General features: G+C 41.2%; 15 protein-coding genes. 12 read left to right on the plus strand and 3 right to left on the minus strand.

Annotation, left to right across the window (positions count from 1 at the left end; genetic code table 11):
• Positions 1-112: 112 nt before the first annotated feature.
• The 4 genes from BLS59_RS10155 to BLS59_RS10170 are packed head-to-tail and all read left to right on the plus strand — an operon-like array spanning position 113 to position 8,184.
• Positions 113-3,316 (plus strand): SusC/RagA family TonB-linked outer membrane protein, encoded by a 3,204-nt coding sequence (locus BLS59_RS10155; RefSeq protein ID WP_091148599.1) that lies wholly within the window; start codon positions 113-115, stop codon positions 3,314-3,316.
• 36 nt (positions 3,317-3,352) lie between these two features.
• Positions 3,353-5,140 (plus strand): RagB/SusD family nutrient uptake outer membrane protein, encoded by a 1,788-nt coding sequence (locus tag BLS59_RS10160; protein WP_091148602.1) that lies wholly within the window; start codon positions 3,353-3,355, stop codon positions 5,138-5,140.
• A gap of 25 nt (positions 5,141-5,165) precedes the next feature.
• On the plus strand, positions 5,166-6,095 hold the full coding sequence (locus BLS59_RS10165; protein WP_240315208.1) for a metallophosphoesterase family protein: 930 nt from the start codon (positions 5,166-5,168) through the stop codon (positions 6,093-6,095).
• A gap of 46 nt (positions 6,096-6,141) precedes the next feature.
• The gene (locus tag BLS59_RS10170) at positions 6,142-8,184 is read left to right on the plus strand and encodes a BNR-repeat neuraminidase N-terminal domain-containing protein (RefSeq protein ID WP_091148604.1); all 2,043 of its coding nucleotides are present in this window, start codon (positions 6,142-6,144) and stop codon (positions 8,182-8,184) included.
• Between the two features lie 107 nt (positions 8,185-8,291).
• On the opposite strand, the gene BLS59_RS10175 is transcribed toward BLS59_RS10170, so the two are convergent.
• A complete protein-coding gene (locus BLS59_RS10175; protein ID WP_091148607.1) occupies positions 8,292-8,813 on the minus strand; it encodes a hypothetical protein in 522 nt (173 codons plus the stop codon).
• A gap of 172 nt (positions 8,814-8,985) precedes the next feature.
• Here BLS59_RS10175 and BLS59_RS10180 point away from each other — a divergent pair, with 172 nt between their 5' ends.
• From BLS59_RS10180 to BLS59_RS10220, 8 genes are all read left to right on the plus strand, one after another.
• Positions 8,986-9,822 (plus strand): SDR family NAD(P)-dependent oxidoreductase, encoded by an 837-nt coding sequence (locus BLS59_RS10180; protein WP_091148610.1) that lies wholly within the window; start codon positions 8,986-8,988, stop codon positions 9,820-9,822.
• Between the two features lie 77 nt (positions 9,823-9,899).
• Positions 9,900-10,823, plus strand: a complete 924-nt coding sequence (locus tag BLS59_RS10185; protein ID WP_091148613.1) for a helix-turn-helix domain-containing protein — start codon at positions 9,900-9,902, stop codon at positions 10,821-10,823.
• 979 nt (positions 10,824-11,802) lie between these two features.
• Positions 11,803-12,405, plus strand: a complete 603-nt coding sequence (locus tag BLS59_RS10195) for an RNA polymerase sigma factor (protein WP_091148618.1) — start codon at positions 11,803-11,805, stop codon at positions 12,403-12,405.
• A gap of 86 nt (positions 12,406-12,491) precedes the next feature.
• Positions 12,492-13,733 (plus strand): FecR family protein, encoded by a 1,242-nt coding sequence (locus BLS59_RS10200; RefSeq protein ID WP_091148620.1) that lies wholly within the window; start codon positions 12,492-12,494, stop codon positions 13,731-13,733.
• A gap of 538 nt (positions 13,734-14,271) precedes the next feature.
• On the plus strand, positions 14,272-17,652 hold the full coding sequence (locus BLS59_RS10205) for a TonB-dependent receptor (RefSeq protein ID WP_240315209.1): 3,381 nt from the start codon (positions 14,272-14,274) through the stop codon (positions 17,650-17,652).
• Positions 17,653-17,705: 53 nt separating this feature from the next.
• A complete protein-coding gene (locus BLS59_RS10210; protein WP_091148626.1) occupies positions 17,706-19,592 on the plus strand; it encodes a RagB/SusD family nutrient uptake outer membrane protein in 1,887 nt (628 codons plus the stop codon).
• Between the two features lie 23 nt (positions 19,593-19,615).
• Entirely contained in the window at positions 19,616-20,800 is a 1,185-nt protein-coding gene (locus BLS59_RS10215) for a DUF5000 domain-containing lipoprotein (protein WP_091148628.1), read from the plus strand.
• A gap of 32 nt (positions 20,801-20,832) precedes the next feature.
• A complete protein-coding gene (locus BLS59_RS10220) occupies positions 20,833-21,945 on the plus strand; it encodes a DUF4998 domain-containing protein (protein ID WP_091148630.1) in 1,113 nt (370 codons plus the stop codon).
• Positions 21,946-22,115: 170 nt separating this feature from the next.
• Here BLS59_RS10220 and BLS59_RS10225 read toward each other — a convergent pair whose 3' ends face one another.
• Positions 22,116-23,543, minus strand: coding sequence for an ATP-binding protein (locus BLS59_RS10225; RefSeq protein WP_091148633.1), 1,428 nt, complete (start codon positions 23,541-23,543; stop codon positions 22,116-22,118).
• A 324-nt stretch (positions 23,544-23,867) separates the two neighbouring features.
• Positions 23,868-26,192, minus strand: a complete 2,325-nt coding sequence (locus BLS59_RS10230; RefSeq protein ID WP_091148635.1) for a hypothetical protein — start codon at positions 26,190-26,192, stop codon at positions 23,868-23,870.
• Positions 26,193-26,408 lie beyond the last annotated feature (216 nt).

Raw genomic sequence — 26,408 nt, forward strand, 5'->3', positions numbered from 1 at the left:
ATTAATTTATTAATGTAAGCCTAACCTGTTGATAATATAAAAATCAGACCTTAGCCGCACTTCAGATAGGGCTTTAAACGAAAAATTAACATGCTAAAATCTTAATTCAATTATGAAAAAAAAATTACTATTGATTTGCTTTATGCTGTTCGCAGCAAGGAGCTTCGCCCAAAACATTACCGTAAGCGGTGTAGTTTTGGATGCGGAAAGCAAAGGATCCCTTCCATCGGTTAACATTAGCGTAAAGGGTACAAACCAGCGGACTGCTACAAATTTACAAGGTAATTACTCTCTTGCCAATGTAAATCCAAATGCAGTACTTGTTTTTTCTTTCGTGGGATTCAAACAGGAAGAAATTAACATTAACGGGCAAACGCAATTAAACGTAAGCCTAAAGCCAGACTATGGTAACCTTAATGAGGTTGTCGTGGTTGGTTTTGGTTCCAAGAAAAAAATTAACATAACAGGCGCAATTGACCAGATCTCGGGCAAGCAGCTTGAATCGCGCCCGATATCAAATGTACTGCAAGGTTTGCAGGGGGCCAGTCCTGGTTTAAATATCACCTATCCGGGTGGAGCGCCAGGTACAACGCCAACTATCAACATCAGGGGGTATACATCTATAAGCGGTGGTTCACCGTTAATTGTAATTGATGGTATCCCTGGAACCAACGATGATATGCTGCGGTTGGTACCAACAGATATTTCGTCGTTTAGCGTATTGCGCGATGCCGCGTCATCGGCTATTTACGGTGCAAGGGCGGCATTTGGTGTTATCCTCATCACAACCAAGCAAGGTGCTGTTGGGCACCAGACGATTAGCTACAATGCGTTAACTTCATGGGGTAAACCAACCATATTACCACAGCCGATAACCGATCCGTACATCTATTCAAGGGTGCTTGAAACATCTACCAACAACACCCCATGGGATTATGTGAATTATAGCGATGAATATTATAAATGGGCCAGGGAAAGATCAGATAACCCGTCGTTGCCAGACACGCGGATAAATCCTTCTGACGCTACTAAATGGGATTATATGGGAAGTAATAACTGGTATAAATATTTCTTCAATAATTCCGCTTTATCGCAAAATCAAACGCTGACGCTTTCTGGCGGTGCTTTGGTAAATAATACACCTTTAACATACTATCTATCGGCCGATTATACAAAGGAAAACGGGTTGAATAAACTTGCCGATGATTACTGGGATCGTTATGGTTTAAGATCAAGAGTGGGATTTTCACCTTTGAAATGGCTTAAAATAGATAACAATCTTAATATTTATGAAACAAAGCGTGCCCGTCCACTCACTGATATCACAAATATTTATTACTTGCAGCCAACAGATGTAGCTAAAAATCCGGATGGAACGTGGGCGAACACGGGCGCAGGCAGGTTGGCAGCTCAGCTGGTTGATGGCGGAAATAACCTTCAAACTATGTTTGGTTTCCAAAATATTACGAGCGCAACAGCAACATTCTTAAACGGTGATTTACAGATAAATGGAGATGCTTCATTTAAAAGAGAGTTGTGGAAATACCACTCAGACTCCAGCCCGTATAATATTGGTTACGGGCCAAATGATGTAAGGCAGGAAGGCGGTACGGGTTCTGTAAGCGAAACCAACGGCTACCTTTATGATAATGCCTTTAACTTATACACTACTTATAAAAAAACTTTAGGCGATCATTTTTTTAGCGCTATGGTTGGCTATAACTCCGAAAATTATAACTACTCAACCATAAGCGCATCAAAGGATGGGCTTATATCTTCATCACTGCCTTACCTGGGCCTTACTACAGGTACCGGCTCAGTAGGTGCAAGCTACTCGGCTTATGCTACCACAAGTGCATTTAGCCGCTTAAATTATACCTATAAAGGCCGTTATATTTTAGAGGGTACAGGCCGGTACGATGGCTCTTCGCGCTTTCCTACAGAAAGGCGCTGGGGATTTTTTCCATCAGTATCTGCAGTATGGATAGCAAGCAACGAGGAGTTTTTTAAGCCCCTTGCTCCGGTTGTATCTACATTTAAATTACGCGCTTCGTATGGGAATCTCGGTAACCAGAATGTTAAAGATTTTGGATATATACAATCCTTACAACCAGGTACTTCGCCCTATTTAATAGGCGGCAATAATCAAAGTCCTACGATTACTGGTGCCCCTGGTTTGGTTGTTGATCCAAATACTTATACATGGGAGCGTGTATCTACCTCAAACATAGGTGCTGATATTGGTCTTTTTAACGATAAGATCTTGTTTGGCGGTGATTATTATATCCGTAATACAAGGGGGATGCTTGCACCAGGAGTTGATTTGCCGGGGGTACTTGGTACTACACCGCCTTTACAAAATGCAGCAGATCTGAGAACTAAAGGCTGGGAAATATCTGTTACCTACCAGGATAACTTTACCCTGGCTTCAAAACCATTTAATTTTTCCGCAAAGGTGTTCCTTTCTAATTCTGATGCCGAGATCACCAAATTTAATAACGTCCAGAACCTTTTTTCTAACTATCGTGTAGGACAAAAACTTGGTGAGATATGGGGCCTGCAAAACGACGGTTTATTCCAGAACCAGGCCGAGATTGATAAGCTTGATGAATCGGCCATTATACCGTGGGGGGCTTTAAGCATAGTACCGGGATGGCCTAAATACAAAGATCAGGATGGCAATAATAAAATAGAAACAGGTTTAAGTTCAAAAGATCCTAAAGACTTGAAGATTATTGGTAATAGTGCAGATCATTATAGTATCGGTACAAATATTAATATGAACTGGAACGGGATCGATCTTTCCATATTCCTGCAAGGGGTATTAAAAAGAGATTTTTACCCGCACAATTATTTATTCTGGGGACCATTTCAACAGCCTTACGCAAATATATATCCATGGAATCTTAATTACTACCGTGCCACGGCCGATGCTCCTGACCTAAGGGCGCAGCATTCCAAATCATACATTGCAGCAGGTTTGGCCGATGCCAACACCAATTCTTACTACCCGGTATTGCAGTCATGGCTGGCCGATGCTAATTATGGCTCAGGTTTGGATATCCCACAATCAAAATATCTTTTAAACGGCGCTTATTTACGAATCAAAAACGTGTCGCTGGGTTATACATTCCCGCTAAGATTAACCAGGAGCTTAAAAGTTAGCCGCCTGCGCATTTTTGCAACCGGCGACAATCTTTATGAATTTTCGGCCATAAAGAAATATATAGATCCGGAAGCTGTAAACCAAGGTGCAAGCGCAATGGCTTATCCATTTCAGCGTAAATATGCATTCGGTCTAAACTTAGATTTTTAATTATTAAACGATTTAACAATCATTAAAAAATTAGTCATGAAGAAATACACAATATATATCCTGTTTATATCACTTGCATTTGCAGCATGTAAAAAGGATAGTCTGGATCGTTTCCCGCAAACAAGCATCTCACCAAATCTTTTCTTTAATACAGAAAATGACCTTGCACTATACGTTAATGGCTTGCTTTCAATGCCCGACAGAAACACATATCTTAATGATCAAAGCAGCGATAACGTTGCAACAACTGCTAACGTGGAAGTGAAAAATGTGATGGCAGGCAGTGCCAATTCACAAAATATTACCAGTGGCTGGGATTGGAGCCGGTTACGTGATATCAATTATTTTTTAGAAAATTATAATAAGGCAAAAGTAACAGACGATATAAAAAGCCATTACGTAGGTTTGGCTAAATATTACAGGGCGATGTTTTACCTGGATAAGGTTAAGCGTTTTTCAGACGTACCCTGGTATTCCCACACTTTAAATCCGGGTGATAAAGACTTGCTCAAACCACGTGACCCGCGTGCGTTGGTTATGGATAGTGTAATGGCTGATCTTGATTATGCTTATCAGCATGTGCGTGAAAGTGTATCCACAGGCACACCCGGCAAATGGGCGGTAGCTGCATTTTATACCCGCACTGCACTTTATGAAGGTACTTACCGTAAATATCATGCAGAACTAAACTTAGCAGGTACTGCAAATACTTTCCTTGAAAAGGCTGCTAAGGTAGCCGGTGATGTTATGGCATCAGGAAATTTTTCGATCTATAACACCGGGAAGCCCGATCAGGATTATGCAACTTTGTTTAACAGTCAGGATTTAACTACTAACAAAGAGGTTATTTTGGCTAATATTTTTGATTATGCAAAAAGCAGAAGCCAAAATGTTAACAGTGTTGTTTTTGGCGATTACGAACAGGCACCGGCTAAAGATCTGATCCAATCTTACCTGATGAAAGATGGTAGTCGTTTTACAGATCAGCCAAACTATGATAAACTTGGTTTTGTAAAGGAGTTTGAAAACCGCGACCCGAGGCTGGCCCAAACAATGGCTTACCCCGGATGGATTAAATTGCCGGATACAAAGCCTTACATACAAAGCTTAAATAAAAACTTTACCGGTTACCACCAATTAAAAGGGTATGTGAACAGCACCGATGCTGCTACTTTAAACGGAGTTGATTTTCCGGTATACCGCTACGCGGAAGTGTTATTGAGCTATGCTGAAGCGTTAGCCGAGCTGGGTACATTAACACAGCAGCAACTTGATGCATCTGTAAACCTCATCAGAAGAAGAGCCGGTATGCCTGATCTTAACATGGCACAGGCAAATGCGGCCCCGGATGTATTGCTGCAACAGCAATTTGGCAATATCACATCAAACATTGGGGTGATAGTAGAGATCAGGAGAGAGCGCAGGATTGAGTTTGCATTTGAGAATACCAGGTATGATGACCTGATGAGGTGGAAAGCTGGTAAGTTATTAGCTAAAAGTCCGGAAGGTATGTATTTTGCTGGTTTGGGAAAATATGACTTAACAGGCGATGGGGTAGAAGATGTTATTTTGATAGACCAATCTTTAACCATCCCCGCCGAAGACAAAAAGGAGAAGAACTCATTAGGCGTAAAATTAAATTATTACCGCACAGGTACAATAGGCTCTGATGCCACCGTGTATTTAAAAAATGTTACTACCGGTAGTAACATGGTAACCGAATCGGCAGTGCGTGATTTCCAGGAGCCTAAATATTACTACCGCCCAATACCGCAACAGCAGGTATTATTAAACCCAAATCTTAAACAAATATTCGGCTGGTAACGGGCCATATTAACTCTGTTTGATAATGGAAAAAGAAATGATAAAAAGAAGGTCTTTATTAAAGGCAGCAGGTTTAGCCACCGGTATAATAGTAACCGGTGGCCTGCCGGCCCTGGCTTCCGTGAATAACGTGGAAGACAAAAAAGCTAAAAAATTAACGCTAACTGTAGCGCATATTACCGATGTGCATATCAGGGAAGGGGATAACGCGCCCGAAAGGTTTAAAAACTGTTTAAAACACATCATAAGCAAGCACAAACCCGATTTTTTCCTGAACGGGGGAGATTCTATTAATGATGCGTCTTATGATAACGTAACGCATGACCAGGTTATTCAGCAATGGAGTATTTGGGATAACTGTACTGCATTGCTTGATAAATATGAGGTGCATAGTTGCATTGGCAATCATGATCCGTGGTGGAAAGCGCCATCTGAAACGGATGAAATGTATGGTAAGGATTATGTGGTTAAACGGTTGAAAATTCCGCATCGGTATTACAGCTTCACCAAAAAGAACTGGCATTTTATAGTACTTGATGGTAATAACAGCAACATCTCATTAGATCAGGAGCAGTTTACCTGGCTGCAGGCCGAGCTCGAAAAAATACCTGCATCTGCACCAACATTGCTTATGTCGCATTATCCTATTCTTGGTACTACACAGGTGCTGGTAGGTGGCGGTCACTCCGATTGTAAAAAGCTAAAAGACCTGTTTTACAAACACCACGATAAAGTACGGGTTTGTTTAAGCGGTCATAACCATTTATCCGACCACACCTCTTACAACGATGTTTTATATTGCTGCAATGGCGCCATGAGTGGTTTTTGGTGGGGTAAAGGTGATGCAGAATCCGCCGGACCGGGTTATTACCTGGAAACCCCGCCGGGTTATGCAATATTAAAGCTGTATGATGATGGAACTGTTGAAAATGAATATTTTCCACACTCCTATTAATAAACTGACTATACCAATAGGGTCTTATTTCCTATAAAAAATAAACATGAAAAAAATAAAAGCGCTCCTGGTAGCAAGTTGTTTAATACTTATGGCTGTAACTGCCAGGAGCCAGGCAGGTAATTTTGCTTTATGTTTAGATGGCAAGGACAATAATCCCTGTATTGGTATGGATATTATTAAAGGGCAATGGACACTCGAAGCCTGGATTAAAGGTGACGGTAAGCCCTGGAAAAATACAGAAGCTATTATCGGAACAGGCGAATATGGAGAAGTTAATACGATAGATCAGTTACCCTTAATGCTTAAAAATGGGCGGCTGTACAGTTCAAAAGCTGATATTATAGCCCCGGCAGCACTGGATGATAAATGGCACCATGTAGCAGTAAGTTGTAACGGGGTTGAAACAAAGTTATATCTTGACGCTAAGGAAATAGCATCAAAGAAATCGGCTACGGATATCTTACCCGGCGAGATAGGTACCAGCGATATAGATTCAACCGGTTTTGGCGGCTGTATTGATGAGGTAAGGATCTGGACTTGCGCGCTCTCAGGAGCTATCCTGCGTAAGTGGATGCATCAACCGCTTGCCGCCAGCCATCCCAATTTTGATAAGCTGAAAGGCTATTACAATTTTGATGACCTGAAGAATAATGTGAGTTTGAACCTGGTAGGGAAGGGAGTTCAGGCCTACCATCTCAGGAATACCCGGAAAAAATATAACGGAGATTTGCCGCTTGCTTATTTGGTAAAAAACAACAATCCGTTATTTGCTGGCCCTAATAAAAAGCAGGAATTGTTTAACGCAATAGTTATACAAAGTGAATGGGATGCCGATCAGAATGCAAAGAATGATGAACTTTTGAAGTTGCGCGTCGTGGTGAGCGGTTCGCACTCGCCATTGAAACTGACGGCATTGAACCTGGATTTTTCCGGGTCGACTTTGTTAGGTGATATAACTAAAGTGCACATTTATTATGCCGGTCAGTCCCCCCGTTCTACCACCAGGGTTGAATTGTTTGGCACAGGAAAAATACCTGGGAAAAGTAACAGCTTTACCGCGATACCAGCCCACGCTTTTACCTTGAAAAATGGCGTAAATTATTTTTTAGTAACGCTGGATGTAAGTAAAAATGCTGTAATAGGTAACACCCTGCGCGCAAAAGTAAGCTCATTTCGTTTGAACGGTAATGCTCATATTCCGGAGGAAGATCAAACAGAAAATATTTTCAAATTAATTACGCCAAATTCGGCTACGAGCCCCAATACCGTAAAACTGCTGCAATGGAATATTTGGCACGGTGGTGTGCATATGGGGAAGATAGCAGGGCCCAACAGGGTTAAAGAATTGATCCGGAAAACGAATGCTGATATTGTTACCATGGAAGAGGCGTATGGAACACAAACCATGCTGGCCGATTCTTTAGGCTTTATAATGCAAACCGCCTCGCTTAAAGAAAATCTCGCTCTTTTTAGCCGGTTTCCGATAAAGGAAAACCCCTCAAATGCAAAGTTCAATTCTAATGTTGCTACAGTTACCTTACCAAATAATAAAAAAGTACTTGTAGGTAACTGGTGGCTGAGGTATGCCTACAAACATGAATACACCGGCTCTTACCCTAACAATGGTTCGGATACCAAAGAATGGGCCGCAGAGGACAAGGAACTTGGGGCCGTTGATGCGCAAACTAATCTCGACAGGGACATTGATCCGGTACTTCAGTCAGACCCTGTGTTGCCGGTAATTATTGCCGGCGATTTTAATTCGGGAAGCCACCTGGACTGGACAGCCAAAGCGGCTTTTTTGCATTATGGTTATGGCCCGGTTGAGTTCCCCATTTCCAGATTAATGCTGCAGCGGGGATATACCGATAGTTATCGGATATTACATCCGGACGAGGTGGCTTATCCTGCAGGCACATTTGCGGCCATTTACGGCCATATGCAAACCTCGCGTATTGATTATGTGTATTATAAGGGCCCCGGGTTAAAGGCTATGTTTTCAAAAATTATAAGAACCGCTCCCGAGATAGATGATGTATGGCCTTCTGATCACTCGGCAGTATTAACGGTATTTGAAATAAATTGATAATAACATTGCAGAAGTTGCATGCTATTCAATTTGCCAATAACTGCAATTAATTATACTGTGCAATGCACTTACATATTGCGTACGGCACGATAAAGGCAGCCGTTTTATTTCTTCAATAACCGGAATGAATCCAAAAACACATCGTTGTTTTTGGTGACCATGTTAGGCGGTACCCTGCACGAGAGTGAGTACATTTTGCTGCCAATTAATATCATTCGCATCAATAATGTGTTTTTATTATTGTTGTCAGTCGCGGAAATATTATAAGTTGTATAGGTGTTCCATTTGCCTATTATAATATCCCCAAAGGTATAGTTTGTTTTTTTCGATGCTATACCCATTTTCATTTGATCGGCAAATTGCTGGGTATCCTTCACCGGTGCTAAGGCGGCTGAATCTAAATGAACTACAACATTATAATCTATCACGTTAGCACTATAGCCAATACTGTCTTTTGCTCTTAGGGTGTAAATATCAATGCCGTTCTTGGTCGTCTTTTCGGGTTCGGATGGAAATTTTACGGATATTTTTTCATCCAGATTTTTTGTTATCCAACTGGTTTGAGCTTTAGATGTTGCTGCCGATAACATCAGCGCAAATAATAACAGGTAATAGGTTTTTTTCATTTACTTTAAAAATAAAGCATTTTTTGATAAAAACCATATTTCTTTTAAAATCGGGTAATCTTCAATATTACATTTATTTTCTCGTTTAGGCTACAAAAGTCCCCGGTTAGGCTACAAGTAGTAAGCGGCATCTATTGACCTTTGTTGTGTTATTAATTTAAAACATAAAATCATGACACATCAAAAAGATAGTAAAATTTGGTTTATTACGGGCACTTCCCGTGGGTTTGGACGCGTTTGGGCCGATGCCGCCCTTAAACGTGGCGACAAGGTGGCCGCAACAGCGCGTAATTTAGCAAGTATAGCCGATCTTCAGGAAAAATACGGCGCAAACGTACTGACTTTAGAGCTGGACGTTACCAGGCCCGATCAGGTTAAAACTGCTGTGGAGCAAGCCCATACACACTTTGGCAGGTTGGATATTGTACTCAACAATGCCGGCTATTCCCTGGTAGGCACAATTGAAGAGGCCAGCGCAGACAATGTTAGGGCGCTTTATGAAACGAATATTTTCGGCACACTTGCTGTTATTCAAGCGGCCTTGCCCTTGCTGCGACAACAAGGCGGCGGTCATATCCTCGGTGTATCCAGCGGCCTTGGTCATGTGACGATGCCGGTGATAGGTTATTATTGTTCATCAAAATGGGCTTTCGAGGCCATCCATGAGAGTCTTGCCGCAGAGGTTAAAGCTTTCGGCATCAAAGTAACCATCATTGAACCCGGCGCTTATGCTACCGAATTTGGCAGCCAGGACTCTTTGAAGTTTGCATCAGGCCTGGACATTTACGCCGACTTTAAAAAACAATTTGTTGAAAGCTTAAAAGACATGGAAAGAGGCGATCCGGATGCAACGCCGCAGGCACTCTTCCAGATAGTCGATGCGGAAAACCCGCCGCTGCGGTTCAATCTCGGCAGTCATAACCTGTCATGGATGCGTGCCGCCTATGCCGAACGTTTGGCCATCTGGGAAGCCTGGCAGCCCGTTTCTGCGTCGGCTCAGGGCAATTAAAGTAATCCATTGGTAAACAATCAATAATAACCGGTAATTGCAACCATTATCGGTTATCATTTTACTAAATTGTCAAAATGAAAAAGGAAGAAGACACTCCTCATCAATTCGATTCTTTATCGGAAGCGCACCGGGCTTTGGGCTTACCTCAACCAAAGCATCCGCTGATCAGTCTGCTCAATAATACTACTACCCGGGTCGAATTTTCCCAGTCCCCTCGTGCTCATGTGCTTAAGTTTTATAAAATATCGTACCGACCAAAATTCAGCGGGAAGATCAGATACGGGCAGGGCCACTATGATTTTGACGAAGGAGGTTTGCTGTTTGCTGCGCCTAACCAGCTAATTGGCGCCGGCGACAATAATGAAAGCAGGGAGTGCTCGCTGTATACCTTACTGATCCATCCGGATTTTTTGTGGAATCACCCTTTAGCGAAAAAAATCAAACAGTATGGCTTTTTTTCTTATGCTTCTAATGAAGGGCTGCACCTGTCTGATCAGGAAAAAGCAACGATCATTTCCGTTTTTCTGATGATAGAAGAGGAGTTGAACAGCCGGATAGATGACCTTAGCCAGGATGTGATCATCTCCCAAATAGAGTTATTGCTTAGTTATGCAGATCGTTTTTACAAACGTCAGTTCATTACCAGAAAAGCGGTCAGCAGCAACCTGTTGCAACAATTGGAAGGCATCCTGGACGCCTATTTCGCTAATAAAAAATCGTTAGGCGAAGGTATCCCCACCGTTCAATACCTTGCGCAAACACTGAATCTGTCGCCCAGTTATTTGAGCGATATGCTGCGTTCCCTTACCGGGCAAAATGCGCAGCAGCACATCCACCAAAAACTTATAGAAAAGGCGAAGGAGAAACTATCTACTACCAGCTTATCGGTTAGTGAAGTGGCGTATGAATTGGGCTTTGAACATCCGCAATCGTTCAGTAAGTTATTCAAAACAAAAACCAACCTTTCGCCATTGGAATTCAGGCGATCTTTTAACTGATTGCATATGAATAGCAAAAAGCCTTTAAATCATTTAATTTAAAGGCTTTTTGGTTTTCGTTAAAGTATGTTCAATTATTCAGTATTTCAGAAAAAGAATACCGCGTTTTAACAGTCACAGTTGCAAGTATTAATAAAAGCCCCCTAAGCGCTCGCCGCCGGGGGCTTTAAACCTAAACCTTATCACAAATAGTAAGCAGAGTGCTTACTGAATTGATATTGCAAGATATTAAAATTAATAGGTTTGCAATAACATTTAATGAATTTGTAAAGCGCTTGCCCTGGTATTAAGCAGATTATTGTGTATGATTAAATAAGTGAAGCCCTTCACAAAAAGATCACGTGTTTTCGCAGGCAGCTTTAGCACTCCTTGTAAGCCAATGTTTACCGTTTTACCTCCATTTAATCCACCGAAAATTATTATCGAATGCGGAACCGGCATCTTCCCTTTTGATTAATGCAAAATCCGGGGCCGACGAATTAAAAGTTGTTGGATACGGGTTGGTTTTATATAAATTAAATAGTAATCTGTTGTAGTACAGTGATTTAATCGCATGTTGTTTGATGGTGGTTTTTGTCAGACAGAGAGGGATAGTTGTTTTATCGCGTTAATTTAGCTTTGACTAACCATTTATACCTGCTGAATTGCAGGGCCTTACAGGCGATACAAGAATATTATAAAATGCATTTTATTTAAAGTACTATTATTTAGTAGCTGCATTATCAAAAAACATAAACCTTTTATCAAAAAGGACATATGATAGTGTGGTTTGGTAAAGAAGTAATAATGGCTGATTGGCTATGTTTGATTTACTAATTAATATTCACCTGGCTAAGTAATTGTAAGTAAATCAAGTGGTTATTTGTTAACAAACAGTTATTTATTATTTAAGCATTGATGATTAAAAATCATCCAAAACCTGAAACCGATTGGCGTCGTCATTAAACGTTGCTTCACAATTTCAAATGAAAAAGATACTATGAGTTCTTCTCTTAACAACCCGGATAAAGAGCTTACTGCATTGCTGAAAACTGGAAATGTTCTTGCATTTACCCAGTTGTATCATAAATATAGTCCTAAAATGTACGCCAACATGTTTAAGATGGTGAAGGACAAGGAAGTTGTGGAAGAGATGGTTCAGGTTTTATTTTCACGCATTTGGCAACAGCGTGAAACAATAAGCTATGAGCGCGATTTTTCGGCTTATTTGTACCGGGCGGGATCGCACCTGGTGTGTGATTTTTATAGAAAGCTGGAAAGCGACAGAAAAATGACGACTCAATTTAAGTCGACAATCATAGATCATTATTCTCACATCGAGGAAAAAATATTTTTTCAGGAAAGCGAAAACCTCCTGGAACAAGCACTGGCCGAGCTTTCGCCCCAACAGCGCCAGGTTTATCAGCTCTGTAAGCTTGATGGGTTTAGCTATAAAGAAACTGCCTCAAAACTTGGCATATCGCCTCATACGGTAAAAGAATATCTTTGTAAAGCAAAAAACACCGTAAAATCGTACATGGTTAAAAACATGGAAATTGTTACATTTTTGATGTTTTGTTTTTGCATAGTTTTACCCTATTAATTGGTGCACAGTTTTTAATTCGATTGATTGAGCCCCCCATTTTTATTTTAATTACGTCTTTAGTACAATAGTATAACTGCTGATAGATGAACTACAGGGAATTATCACTTCTTTTTGAAAAACTGGTAAAAAATGAATGCACCGAAAAGGAAGCAGATCAGCTATTGGAATTGCTGTCAGACAGGTCCTATGATGGTTTTTTCCGCCAGTTGGCCGAAGAGCAATTAAAGCAAACCGAGTACGACCCAACAACAGATGAAGTATCCGGAGAATTGCTGAACCGGCAATTGGAGGCTATTTTAAATGCCGATCAACCGTCAAAAAAAGTCAACAAAAAAAATGTATGGCAGCTGCATAGATGGTATATAGCTGCCGGCATGCTATTGTTCCTTGCTATCGGCGCTTATGTTTTTAAAAAGGATACATCAAAAGAACTGCTAACTGATAACCATCAGCAAAAAATTTCTGCTGGAGGTAATAAGGCTGTTTTGATATTGAGTAATGGTAAAAGAATTAATTTGGCAGATGCCGCTAATGGAGCTATAGCCGCCCAGGCTAACTTCACCATAAAAAAAACAAAGGAAGGGATGATAGTTTATCAGGCAAATGCTGCTTCTGAAACCACCGATCCTGCCACAGACCAACCCTTATTTAACACCATCACCACGCCCGATGGAGGCCAATACCAAGTGGTGCTTCCCGATGGATCAAAGGTTTGGCTAAATGCTGCATCATCCATAAAATTTCCAACACGTTTTGCGTCAAATGAACGCTTGGTTGAGTTAACCGGTGAGGCTTATTTTGAGGTGGTTAAAGTTTTGGCCCATAAAGAGAAAGTAAATAAAACCGGAAAACTCCCCTTTGTTGTTTTAAGTAACCGGCAAAGAATAGAGGTATTGGGTACCAGGTTTAATGTAAACGATTACCACGAAGAGAATAGCGTGAAGACTACTTTGCTTGAAGGGTCCGTAAAAGTTAATGCATTAACGGGTGATGACCAGCATGCCGCCATTAATGCGGTGATGTTGAAACCAGGGCAACAGTCAGATCTGGATCGTAGTAATTTTAAGGTAAGTGCGGCTGATACTGCCGCAGCTACGGCATGGAAAAATGGTTTCTTTCAGTTTGATAATGAAGATATTCATGTTGTAATGCGAAAGATTAGCAGGTGGTATAATATTGAAGTGGATTACCAGGGAGATATGCGCGGCAAGAGTTTTTCTGGTGTAATATCAAAATATACCAACGTAACCGAAGTGCTGAAGATGCTGCAGTTAACCGAAAGTGTTAGTTTTACCATAAAGGGCCATAAGATTACCGTTTCTTAATATCCGCTCACAATCTTTTTCATTTAGCAACGCGTGCAGCTTAATTTACTATAGCTGTTAATGGGCAACTGTTCAGTTTGCGCCATTTAATCCCGGTATATCGGGCTGGAATTTGCTATTTCGTTTGCTTCCTATCTGTTGGGGTAACACCTTAAATACCAGCCCTTGTTAATATGTAATATTAATATTCAATTAATAAAAAATCAATCCCCCCTTTTTTTTACGACGTCCGTCTTTACAACAACCAATACTAAAATGAGCTGTATGGCATCCTGTTTTTCAATAAAACAAAGAGGAAGCTGTAAGCGGGTTTTCATTTAAGGATAACAATAACCTGCCTAAACAATGAAAGGAGAAGAAATATGAATTAACCTTACTAAGCTTTAAGGAAAAACAAAACCAGGAGTGCTTGCTACACCCCTGGCCAACGTTGGCCTATTGAAATCATTCCCGTTAAAGAACAACTTTCATTTCATAAACCTAATCTCAAATGTATAAAACTTATACGGCATTTTGTTGCGGCATAAACTCCCGCATAATGCTCAAATTCATCAAGATAATGAAGCTTACCATTATTTTATTAATTGCCACACTTTTACAGGTCAGCGCAGCCAGTTACGGGCAAAAAGTGAACCTGACGGTAAAAGAAGCAACACTCGAAAATATTTTGAAAGAGATAAAGGCCCAAACCGGCTTTAATATCCTTTACAATCCAAATTCGTTGAAAGAAGCCAAATTAATTAACCTGGATCTTAAAAATGCGTCTGTTGACTATGCGCTGCAAAAATGTTTTGAAGGACAACCGGTTACTTATCTTATTGAACAACAAACTATTATTGTTAAGAAGAAGTCTGCAAGGGCGGTTTTTAAGGAAATCGCCGCAGAGATCCCAAAAATTGCGGTAACGGGAACAGTGAGGGATTCAACGGGTACTTTACCCGGTGTAACTATAAAGGTTAAAGGTACCGGCTTAGGAACAAAAACCGATGCGAACGGAAAGTTTGTTTTAGATGTGCCGGATAACAACGCGGTACTGGTATTTTCTTTTGTTAGTTATACTACCCAAGAAGTGCCTGTAGATGGTAAAACTGTTATTAATGTAACGCTAAAAGCTGCCGACAATGCATTAGGTGAGGTAGTGGTTGTAGCTTTCGGTACACAAAAGAAAACCGATCTGGTTGGTTCGGTAACTTCTATTAAGGTTTCTGAGCTTAAAATACCATCAAGTAACCTGACAACTGCTTTGGCAGGTCGTGCTGCGGGCTTAATTGCATTTCAGCGTAGTGGCGAGCCGGGTAGGGATAATGCAGACTTCTTTATTCGTGGTGTTACAACGTTCGGTTATAAAAATAACCCATTAATACTAATTGATGGAATGGAATTGAGCACAACAGACCTTGCCCGTTTACAACCAGACGATATTGCCAGTTTCTCTATCTTAAAAGATGCTACCTCAACCGCAGTATATGGCGCGCGCGGAGCCAACGGGGTAATTTTGGTAACCACTAAACAAGGTAAGGTGGGCAAAGCCCAAATTGCGTTTCGGTTAGAAAATTCGGTATCAACTTCAGTAAGGGATATTGAATTGGCCGATCCCGTTACTTACATGAAACAATCTAACGAAGCTATATTAACGCGTAACCCGTTGGGTATAACCCTGTATAGCGACGAGAAGATTGCAAACACCGCTGCAGGACTAAACCCTATTATATACCCGGCTAACGATTGGAAAAAGCAGATTTTTAAAAATTACACCATGAACCAGCGTGCAAACTTAAATGTAAGCGGGGGAGGGGATGTTGCAAAATACTTTATTTCAGGATCTATAAATAAGGATAATGGTATGCTGAAAGTAGATCACCGGAACAACTTTAATAACAATATTGATTTAACAAGTTATTCCCTTCGATCTAACATTACGGTTAATCTTACTAAAACTACCGAAATGATTGTCCGTTTAAGCGGCAACTTTGACGATTATACCGGTCCTTTAGATGGCGGAGCGGAAATGTACAGAAAAGTAGTACGCTCAAACCCGGTGTTATTCCCTCAATATTATCCCATTGATGCTGATCATGCCTTTGTAAAACACATCATGTATGGAAATTATGACCAGGGTCAATATATAAACCCTTACGCAGATATGACCAAGGGCTATATGAACTCTTCAAGGTCGTTGATGCTGGCACAGTTAGAAGCCAAACAGGACCTGGCAAGTTTAACAGATGGCCTTACTTTAAGTGCCATGATGAATATCAACCGCACCTCATATTTTGATGTGAGAAGGGCCTACAATCCATACTTATATACGCTTACCGGGTATGATCCGGTTGCCAATACTTATTTCATAAAAAACATTAACGAAACCACCGCAACAGAATACCTGGATTATAACCAGGGAGGCAGAGAACTTAACTCTACTTTTTACGCGCAAGCGATGTTGAGTTATAACCATCAATTTAAAAAGCACGGCTTTAGTGGTTTGCTGGTATACATGATGCAAAATAACATCAGCGCAAATGCCCCTGATCTTCAGCAATCCCTTCCATTCAGGAACATAGGATTATCGGGCAGGGCAACCTACAATTACGATAGCCGCTATTATGTTGAATATAACTTTGGTTACAACGGTTCAGAACGCTTTTCCCAAAAACACCGTTTTGGTTATTTCCCATCTGCCGGTATCGCCTGGAGTATATTTAATGAAAAATTCTTCGAAGACATTAAACCGGTTGTTAACAATCTTAGGCTAAGGGCTACTTATGGCTTTATCGGAAACGATGCAATTGGGTCACCGGCAGATCGTTTCTTTTACCTCTCTAATGTTAATATGAACGCGAATTACAGAGGCGCTACTTTTGGAAATGGTCAAGGTGCAAACACTTATTTAAATGGTGTTGATATTTCCCGGTATGCCAATGACGATATTACATGGGAACGATCAACAAAAACAAATCTCGCGCTTGAAATTGGACTTTTCAATAAGTTAAAGATAACCGCCGAGGTTTATTCCGAAAAACGTAAGAACATCCTCATGTCGCGTGCATCCATCCCGGTTACCATGGGTTTAACGGCCGATGTAAGGTCAAATGTGGGTGAGGCTTCAGGAAAAGGAACTGATATTTCTATAGAGTATCAACAAAATGTAGGCAAGGATTTTTGGTTTTCGGCTACGGGAAACTTTACCTATGCAAAGAGCAAATACACCGTTTACGAAGAACCTGTTTATGACGAAAAATACCGCAGCCGTATAGGGCACCCTATTTTTCAGGAGTACGGATATATTGCCGAGCGGTTGTTTGTTGACGATGCAGAAGCATTAAACTCTCCTAAGCAAAATTTTGGACCCTACGGTGGCGGAGATATTAAATATACTGATATAAACCGCGATGGCCAGATTACCGAAGCAGATCGTGTGCCCATTGGCAATCCAAGATTACCGGAAATAGTTTATGGGTTTGGATTTTCAAGCGGTTATAAAAACTTTGATTTTTCGGCTTTTTTCCAGGGATTGGCAAATGAATCGTTTTGGATTGATGCCAACAGCACATCACCCTTTAACAATCAAACCCAATTACTAAAAGCTTATGCCGATAGCCATTGGTCTGAGGATTCGCGTGATGTTTATGCACTTTGGCCAAGGTTAAGTCCGGATATTAATAACAACAATAACCAAACAAGTACCTGGTTCATGCGCGATGGTTCGTTTTTACGCCTCAAGCAAGTTGAACTTGGCTATAAGCTTCCTCAAAGTATACAGAAAAGCCTGCACCTCTCTAATTTCAGGGTTTATGTAAATGCGAGTAACCTGCTCAACTTCAGCAAATTTAAGTTATGGGATGTGGAAATGGGCGGCGATGGCCTTGGTTATCCCATTCAACGCGTGTTTAATGTTGGTTTAAACATGTCAATAAGGTAACACCATTTAGGCACAATTTATTTACACCTGTTAAATTCATAAACACACATATTATGAGAAAATATATAATAATCGGAACGTGCATATTGCTCTTTTTAACAGCAATTACGTCCTGCAAAAAGTTTTTAGATGTAGTTCCCGATAATGTGGCCACTATAGATAATGCGTTTACCATGCGTACGCAGGCCATGAAGTTTTTATTTACCTGTTACTCCTTTATGCCAAAAAATGGCCAATTGGGTGATGATCCGGCAATAGTTGGTGGCGATGAGCTATGGGAAATTCCTGAAAGGGGCGCTTATTTGGATATGGCCAAAGGCTTTCAAAGTAAGGTAGGCCCGCTGGGCGATAGGTTTCAGTCAATGTACCAGGGAATCAGAGATTGCAATATTTTTCTTGAAAACATTGAGAAAGTACCCGATATGCAGGAAACAGAGCGTCGTCGCTGGATTTCTGAAGTGAAATTCCTTAAAGCCTATTACCATTTCAATTTAGTTAGGATGTACGGACCTATCCCGCTAATCAAAACTAACCTGCCTATATCGGCAGATGTAAACCAGGTAAAGGTTGTTCGTGATCCTGTAGATTCTTGTTTTAGTTACATTGCACAGCTTCTTGACGAGGCCGCACCGGCACTGCCGTTAACAATCATCAGCCCAACTACCGAAGCAGGACGCATTACCCGGCCAATTGCATTATCCTTAAAAGCTAAGGTATTGGTTACAGCAGCCAGTCCGTTATTTAATGGCAATACAGATCAGGCCAGCTTAAAAAATCCGAACGGAACGCAGCTGTTTAACACTACTTTTTCAAAAGTTAAATGGGATTCTGCGGCTACGGCCTGTAAAAGAGCCATAGATGTCTGCGAGTCGGCCGGTATAAAACTGTACGTTTATAATCCTGCCTTTCAGCAATTTACGCTTACAGATACCATTAAAACACAGTTAAGCATAAGAAACGCTGTTACAGAGAAATGGAACAGCGAGATCATCTGGGCCAATACCCAGGCCAACACCGGCGATTTACAACGATTGGTATCCAGCTGGTGGGATCCTTTATACCTTGACGGGGTTATTACAAGGGGTGAACTATCGCCTCCTTTAAAAATTGCCGAAATGTTTTATACTGGTAATGGCGTACCTATCGACGAAGATAAAACATGGGATTATAGCGGGCGTTATGCCTTACGTACTGCCGAAGATGCCGATAAATTGTACATACGCAAAGGTTACACTACTGCCGCGCTGCATTTTGACAGGGAACCAAGGTTTTACGCAGATCTGGGCTTTGACGGAGGGGTTTATTATGGCCAGGGCCGTTTTGATGATAAAAAACCTACGGACTTATTTTATTTAGAAGGCAAATTTAAACAGCGGAATGGTAAAGGCAAATATGGTTATAATACCATAACCGGATATAACCTTAAAAAACTGATAAACTTTCAGAATACCATCAATTCATCAAACGATTATTCGGTTGTTGACTATCCTTATCCTATAATGCGTTTATCTGATCTGTATTTATTGTATTCTGAAGCGTTGAACGAATCAGAAGGACCGTCGCCGGAGGTAAACAAATACATTGATTTAGTTAGGAAACGTGCCGGTTTAGGTACCGTGGCATCATCGTGGACAAATTTCTCCACTAATCCGGTAAAATTTCAAAATCAGGATGGTATGCGTGCTATTATTCACCAGGAACGCCTTATCGAACTGGCTTTCGAGTCGCAACGGTTATGGGATCTTCGCCGCTGGAAAGAATCTGCTAAAGAGTTAAACAACCCTATTAAAGGCTGGGATCTTTCACAAACAACTGCCATATCCTATTACCGGATTACGGTGCTTTATAACCAAACGTTTGGGGCAAAAGATTACTTCTGGCCCATTGCCGAGGGCAACATGACGGCTAACAGAAATTTGGTTCAAAACTTAGGCTGGTAACGCACACTCAATTAAACAGAAAAATGAAAAAATTATATTTTATCGGAGGATTGTTCATCGCCCTTTTATGGTGCGGCTGTTCAAAAGAAGGAAGGTTAGATTTTGTAGATTCCAGTTTGCCCGCCCCGGCACAAATCAGTGCAGTAAAGGTTGACCCAACCCCAGGGGGAGGCATCCTAACCTATACGCTTCCTGCAGATGGGAATTTAGCTTACGTAAAGGCCGTATATGAAATACAGCCGGGTGTTTTCAGAGAAGCAAAATCATCAAGATATACAGATACACTGCGTTTGGTGGGTTTTGGCGATACTTTAAAACATTCCGTGAAGATATACAGCGTGGGGAATAACGAAAAGATCTCTGAGCCCATTTCAGTTGATGTGATACCAAAAACGCCGCCTGTTAGGTCGGTATTTAAAACATCAAATTTTACGGAAACATTTGGTGGTGTAAACGTATCATTTAAAAACCCCGATAAGGCAGATTTGGCAATAGTGGTATTGAGGGATACAACCGGTAACAACAACTGGGTAACCGTAAGAACTTTTTATACAGCAGCCACAGCCGGTAACTTTGCTGCCCGTGGATTTGAATCCAAACCCCAAAAATTCGCAGTATTTCTTCGCGACCGCTGGAATAACAAATCAGATACATTGATTAAAACACTCACCCCGAAATTTGAGATCGAAATTCCGAAAAATACCTTCAGTAAATTGGTGCTTCCTACCGATCAGACTGAACTTGCTGACCCGGGTTTTAACATTGAAAATATATGGAACGGGCTGGCAGACAGGCGCATTTATGCTTCATCAAATGCCTCATCACTTCCACAGTGGATCACCATTGATCTGGGCAAAAAGGTATTGCTAAGCAGGTTTAAACAGTGGATGGAACCTAATGACCATTGTTATACAGGATCTGGGTTAAAAAACTTTGAACTATGGGGTTCAAACTCTCCGGATCCGGATGGCGGATGGACGCAGTGGAGCCTGTTGGGAAGTTTTACAACATTTAAACCATCGGGCTTGCCTTTGGGCCAAAAAACTAATGAAGATATCAACTACGCTACCAACCTGGGGGCCGATTTTAATTTCGATGTTCAGCCGCCTGCGGTGCGCTACCTGCGTTTAAAATCATTAGAAACATATAGTAGCCCCGGGCAGGTTGTAATCATGGAGATGACTTTCTTTGGCCAAATAGTACAATAGGTATTTTACTTAATTACTCATAAAATCATATTATGAAAAAAATATTGCATATCGGGCTTATATTACTCGTTACAATCGGCCTTTATTCAGCTTGCACCAAAATGGATGCAACTTACAAACAATACGTAGTTCCCGGTGGATTAACATATACAGGAAAAGCTACTTCACCAAAAGCATATTCGGGCTTAAACCGGATAAAGATAGCCTGGCTAAGAGGGGCGGATCCGTCGGTAGTAAAAGCCAAAATTTTCTGGAATAATTTTGCAGATTCCTTGGCTGTTGATATTCCGCCGGCCGGGGATACCATAAGCGCAATGATTGAAAATCTGGACGAAAAAAATTACACGTTTGTAATCCGCACGTATGATGGAAAGGGAAATTCATCTATACCGGTAGAAGTGGTAGGCGGCTCTTATGGCGTAAAATACCAGGCCCAGTTATTAACCAGACCCGTAAATTCAACGATAATAAATGCTAAGGGAGTCCTCACCATAAATTGGGGCGGAGCCGATGTATCAAACGGAGCTTTTGCATCAGAAGTTAAATACACAGATGTTGCTGGAAATGTTAAGTACAAAACATTTTCGGTGGATTTAAAAACTTCAGAAATAACTGATCTTAAACCTGGTACAAATTATCAGTTCAGAACAATATTTAAGCCTGATTCTCTGAGTATTGATAATTTTTACACCAGTTATTCAGGTGGTGGTTTGTTTGCATTTGACAAGAAAGACTGGAAGATAATTGCTTTTTCGAGCCAGCATCCGGGTAGTGATAATACCGTAACCAATTTTATTGATGGTACCGATGCAACACGCTGGCATTCATGTGCCGGATGCTCCAGCTATCCGCATTTTGCAACGATAGACATGGGTGTAGAGCGCACAATTACCCAATTTGGCGTTTGGCGCACCACTTTTGAAACCGGTGGAGATTCCCGCGCACCTGATAAAATTCAGTTTTTTACCAGTACAGACAATGTAAACTGGGCAGACCAGGGCATATTTAATTTTAACCGTTTAATTAATGGCGAACAGCGATATCTGATCCCCAATAACCCCAAAGCAAGGTATTTTAAGTTTGTTGGTGTAAGCGGGCCAGAGAATAATATGGTTATGGGTGAAATAAGTGCGTATGGTTTATAATATAGCAACATCTTATCTGCCTGCTATGTTGCAAAAGAAAACCTACCTGGTAGGTTATAAATGCAATATGCTGGTTGTTTAGCAGGAACAATTGGCAATGCGAAAAGGCGCGGGAATTTCCTGCGCTTTTTTTTGCAACTTTTACAATACCTTGCAAAAATCAGGTTGAACTATAGCGGCAGGCTAAACTTAAAGCTGCTGCCTTTGCCGGGTTCGCTTTCAATTGAAAATGTGCCCTTGTGCTTTCTGACTATCTCGGCGGCTATATATAGGCCTAAACCCACGCCCTGGTAATTCATAGCTATTTCACTTACCCGGTAAAAACGCTGAAATAACTGGTCGATATCTTTTTTAGCTATACCTATGCCAAAATCCTGTACCGTTACAATAATGTGTTTGGCATCTGTTTTTGCGCTTACAATAACCAGGGTGGCATCCGGCGAATATTTAATGGCGTTGGTTAGCAGGTTTATCAGCACCTGTTCAATCCTAAACTGGTCGCCGGGATACAGTAATTCAACCGTGTTTTCAAGTATGATCTCATGTTTATCGGCGGTTAACTCCACATTGGCAATGCTGTTGGTTAACGCATCGGCAAAATAAAATGCCGCTATGTTGAGATCGATCTGACCTGAATTGATCTTGGTTACATCTAATAAATCTGCGATTAGTTTTTCCAGTCGCTTGATGCTATTGCTCGCATTGGCTAAAAATGGGTATATCTTATCTGCTTTATCCGTTTTCTTTTCTAAAAGCTGGTGAATGGCTTTTATATTGGTTAAGGGGGTTTTAAATTCATGACTAACCATGTTAAAAAACTCGTCCTTTTTTGCTTCGGCTACAGCACGCCGTTCCTTCTCTAGCTTTTGAACCAATAATTCGCGGTTGGCGATGATGAGTTCGGCTGCCCGTTTTCCTTTTTCTTCATCCTGAAAACCCAGTTCTTTGAGCGCAATGATGAGTTCGGCCGCCCGTTTTTCCTTTTCCTCGTCCTGAAAATCCAGTTCGATATTGGCAATTATAAGTTCTGCGGCGCGTTTTCCTTTTTCCTGGTTTTCGAAAATCAGCTTTTTATTAGCGATCACCAATTCGTGTGCCCGCTTTTCCTTTTCCAGGTTTTGGTAAATCAGTTCTTTATTGGCGATGATGAGCTCTGCGGCCAGTTTTTCCTTTAGCCTGTTTTGCAGTAATAATTCTTCATTAGCTATGATGAGCTCCGCCGCGCGCTTCTCTTTTTCCCGATTTTGAAAGATGAGTTCGGTATTGGCCAGTATCAGTTCTGCAGCACGTTTTTCGCGTTCCCGGTTTTGTACATCAAGCTGTGTATATGCAATAACCAGTTCGGCGGCACGTTTTTCTTTCTCAGAATTTTGGAACGCAAGTTCTTTATTGGCAATAATGAGTTCTGCCGCACGGTTCGCCTTTTCGCTGTTTTGAAAATCGAGTTCCTTGTTGGCAATGGTGAGTTCTTCCGCCCGTTTCAGTTTTTCCTCGTTCTGGAAATCCAACTCGATGTTAGCCAGGATCAATTCTGCTTCGAACTTTGCTTTTTCCTGGTTGGCAATAATTAATTGCTTTGCTAAATTGGGGATATCCATAAGGCTGCCGTGGCAGCTGAAGATTAGTAATGATTAAAAGTAGACAGGTAATTGAAAATTAATTAGCCGCAATAATCGCTCCATAAATAAAACAATCGTTTTTTTAGCGTTTTTAAATTACAGCCCCGGATTCCCCTGCACACTTCGAATAGTACTTTCTCCTCCCGAATAGGGGAGATTGTTCGCCATATCGCCCGTAATTTCTTTTTTACCTTGCCGTATCGATGGCGGGAATCTCTCTCCATTTATGGCAGATAAATCAGCAGAATGTCCTTTAAAGAGTACCAGCCACAATCAACCCGATACTTTTTGGGAATGAGTTTATCATTTAATCGTTTTTTGGTAGTATATCAGCTTTCCGGTTTTACTAACACCCTGGATTGTTATCCGGTATCCCCTGGGTTTATTATTGTTATAAAATTCGATCTGGTCGGGTTTGTTTTTTACGATAAAAAGCGGGTTCCAATACAGTGTTTGCCTGTTATCATAATCATCTAGTTCATTTTTTTCGTCGGTTTTGTACGTGCGGTATTGGTATGGTTTTATGTTGACATACCCGCCAACGGTTTGTATGTCTATGATCCGGCCGAGGTCCCTGTTTGCACCATCGGGCCCCGTGGTATAAAACGCAATGACACCACCCGCTTTGGGATTTTCTGGAAATGTATCAAAAACCTTAATATATGCTATCTGGCTGATATCTTCAGGAAGCAGTACATTAAAAAAATTATTAACAGAATAAACCGCCCTTATCTTGTTTAGAATAGGGTATTTAATATACAGGTATCTGAGATAATCTTCCATGCTGTAAATGTTGACGAGATTAGGGTCGCTTTGTACATCTAATGACAGGATTCCTTGCCGGGAATACCAGCCTTTGGCGTAAAATTTGTCCATCCTCCTCAGCCTTGGCGAGAGCCGGGTACCCTGGATATTTACATCCTTTAACCGCATTACGCCAAGCCCATCTTTATAAAATTGCGGGTTATAATTCAATAGCTGATCATAAAACCCGGATCCCGGTGATCGGTCATCTGCTAAAGCAGGGGAGTACAACCGCTCGGGTTTGGATATGGGTGAAAAAGAATAATTGACTTTGAATGGCATAAACTTTATATCCTGCTCTACTTGTGTGAGCCGTACAAGAAGAGAATCGAAAAAATACAGCCCTTTAAGCTGGAAACTGCCCTTTTCATCCGGGAAAATCTCCTGGTATCTCATTACACTGTCGGCAATTGCCCGGTAACCGAAAGAAGCCCCGCGTACCGGTTTGTTGTCTTTCATTCTTTGAGCCTTTAATTTTGCCAATCGTTTGTTCATCTGTTCCATCTCCTTATCTTTCATCAGGATGGTGCCTTTTAAATAAAGCAGACTGTCTTTTAAATCTGGTAAATTATCGGATGCTGTAAAGTCAGATTGCCATTCATTGATCTGAACAAACCTGTCAAGTGTTTTGCTGTTGCTGAAATAGGTATAGGGATTGGTTATCCTGTGCACGCTCATGGAGCCGAATAATGCGGCATCAACGATGGTATGGGTACTGTCAACCGGAACCTCGATATCTGTAATGGATACAGACATATTAGCCTCTTCGCCTTGCGGCAGGTGTACACTGAAGCTATTGCGCCCTTTTGCCAGCTTTGAGATCTCCTTGAATTCAATTTCCGGTTCCAGGAGTTTCACCTCTTCTCCAGTCATCAGGGCAGTGGTGGCCAGCTTGGTTCCCTGCTGGTCCAGTACGGTAAATTGCAACACCCCAGCCTCCAAATCGTGTTTAGGTAGTTTGATTTCATTCCGCTGTCCTGATTGCAAAGAAATATTCTGTTTAAATACCTGCGCACGGTTTAAGCGGCAATCTAAGGTATAGGTCTGTGGATCGCGTTTCCCGCTTAATGCAAACAAAGATATATTTATCGTATCCTGCAGTTCCCATATACCGAGTTTTACCCCTTGTTTCTGTACAGGCGGTATCCTGTTCCTTAATTCGCGGCCATCCGGGCCATGCCATATAACCGTAAGTTGTTGGTCGACACCCATAATCCGAAGCTCTGCCAGGCCTTTACCTTCACTGGAAAATGTCATAACCTCTTTTTCGTTTGCATCCACAATTTTGCCGGAAATCTCTATTGGTTGTCCGCTGCTGTCATAAGATCGAAAGATCAAACGGTTATTTACCCCGCTCAAAAAAACACCTCCCTCGGGATAAATAGAAAGGAAATAGTTATTTGCTGCCGGCTTTTGCAGCGACGATACTTTTTGTAATATAGGGATCGACTTAAAATAAGCCAGTTCCTGTTGACCGGCTATCGCTGCTGTATAAGCATTCAAATTTAAAGCCAAGTTGGTGTAATTACTGGGAATAACAAATTGACACGGCGCAACGCCACCAGATACTATGTATACATTATGCTGGATAACAGAGTCCGAAGCAGTTCCCCAGTCGATATACAAGTTCTGAACTGTACTGTCCAATAACCCTTTTTTTAAGATATACCCTTTAAACCAGATGGTATCTCCCGGAAAATAAGCCCCTTTATCAGTATGTAAAAAAATAGCAGGGACGTTTTGAGCCTTTAACTTGCTGCAGCATAAACTTGTTGCAATTGTAAAAACAACAGCCAGCGCAATTTTCTTTATTATATGCTGCATTATAAAAACGGAATAAACACTATTATAAATAAATGGTCATACTTTTTACCCTCAGCCAAATTGAGTGTGCTGGGCTATTTAGTAAATATTACTTTTAAATAATAAATTGGAAAATACATTATTGCGCAAACGATTGTTTTGAGCAGGGAGCGGGAATTTATTGCAATATGATGCCAGTGAAAGCCATTATACAAAAGGCTGATCAACTGAACCGCA

Origin of the sequence: Mucilaginibacter pineti, assembly GCF_900101875.1 — a bacterium.
Lineage (GTDB): Bacteria > Bacteroidota > Bacteroidia > Sphingobacteriales > Sphingobacteriaceae > Mucilaginibacter > Mucilaginibacter pineti.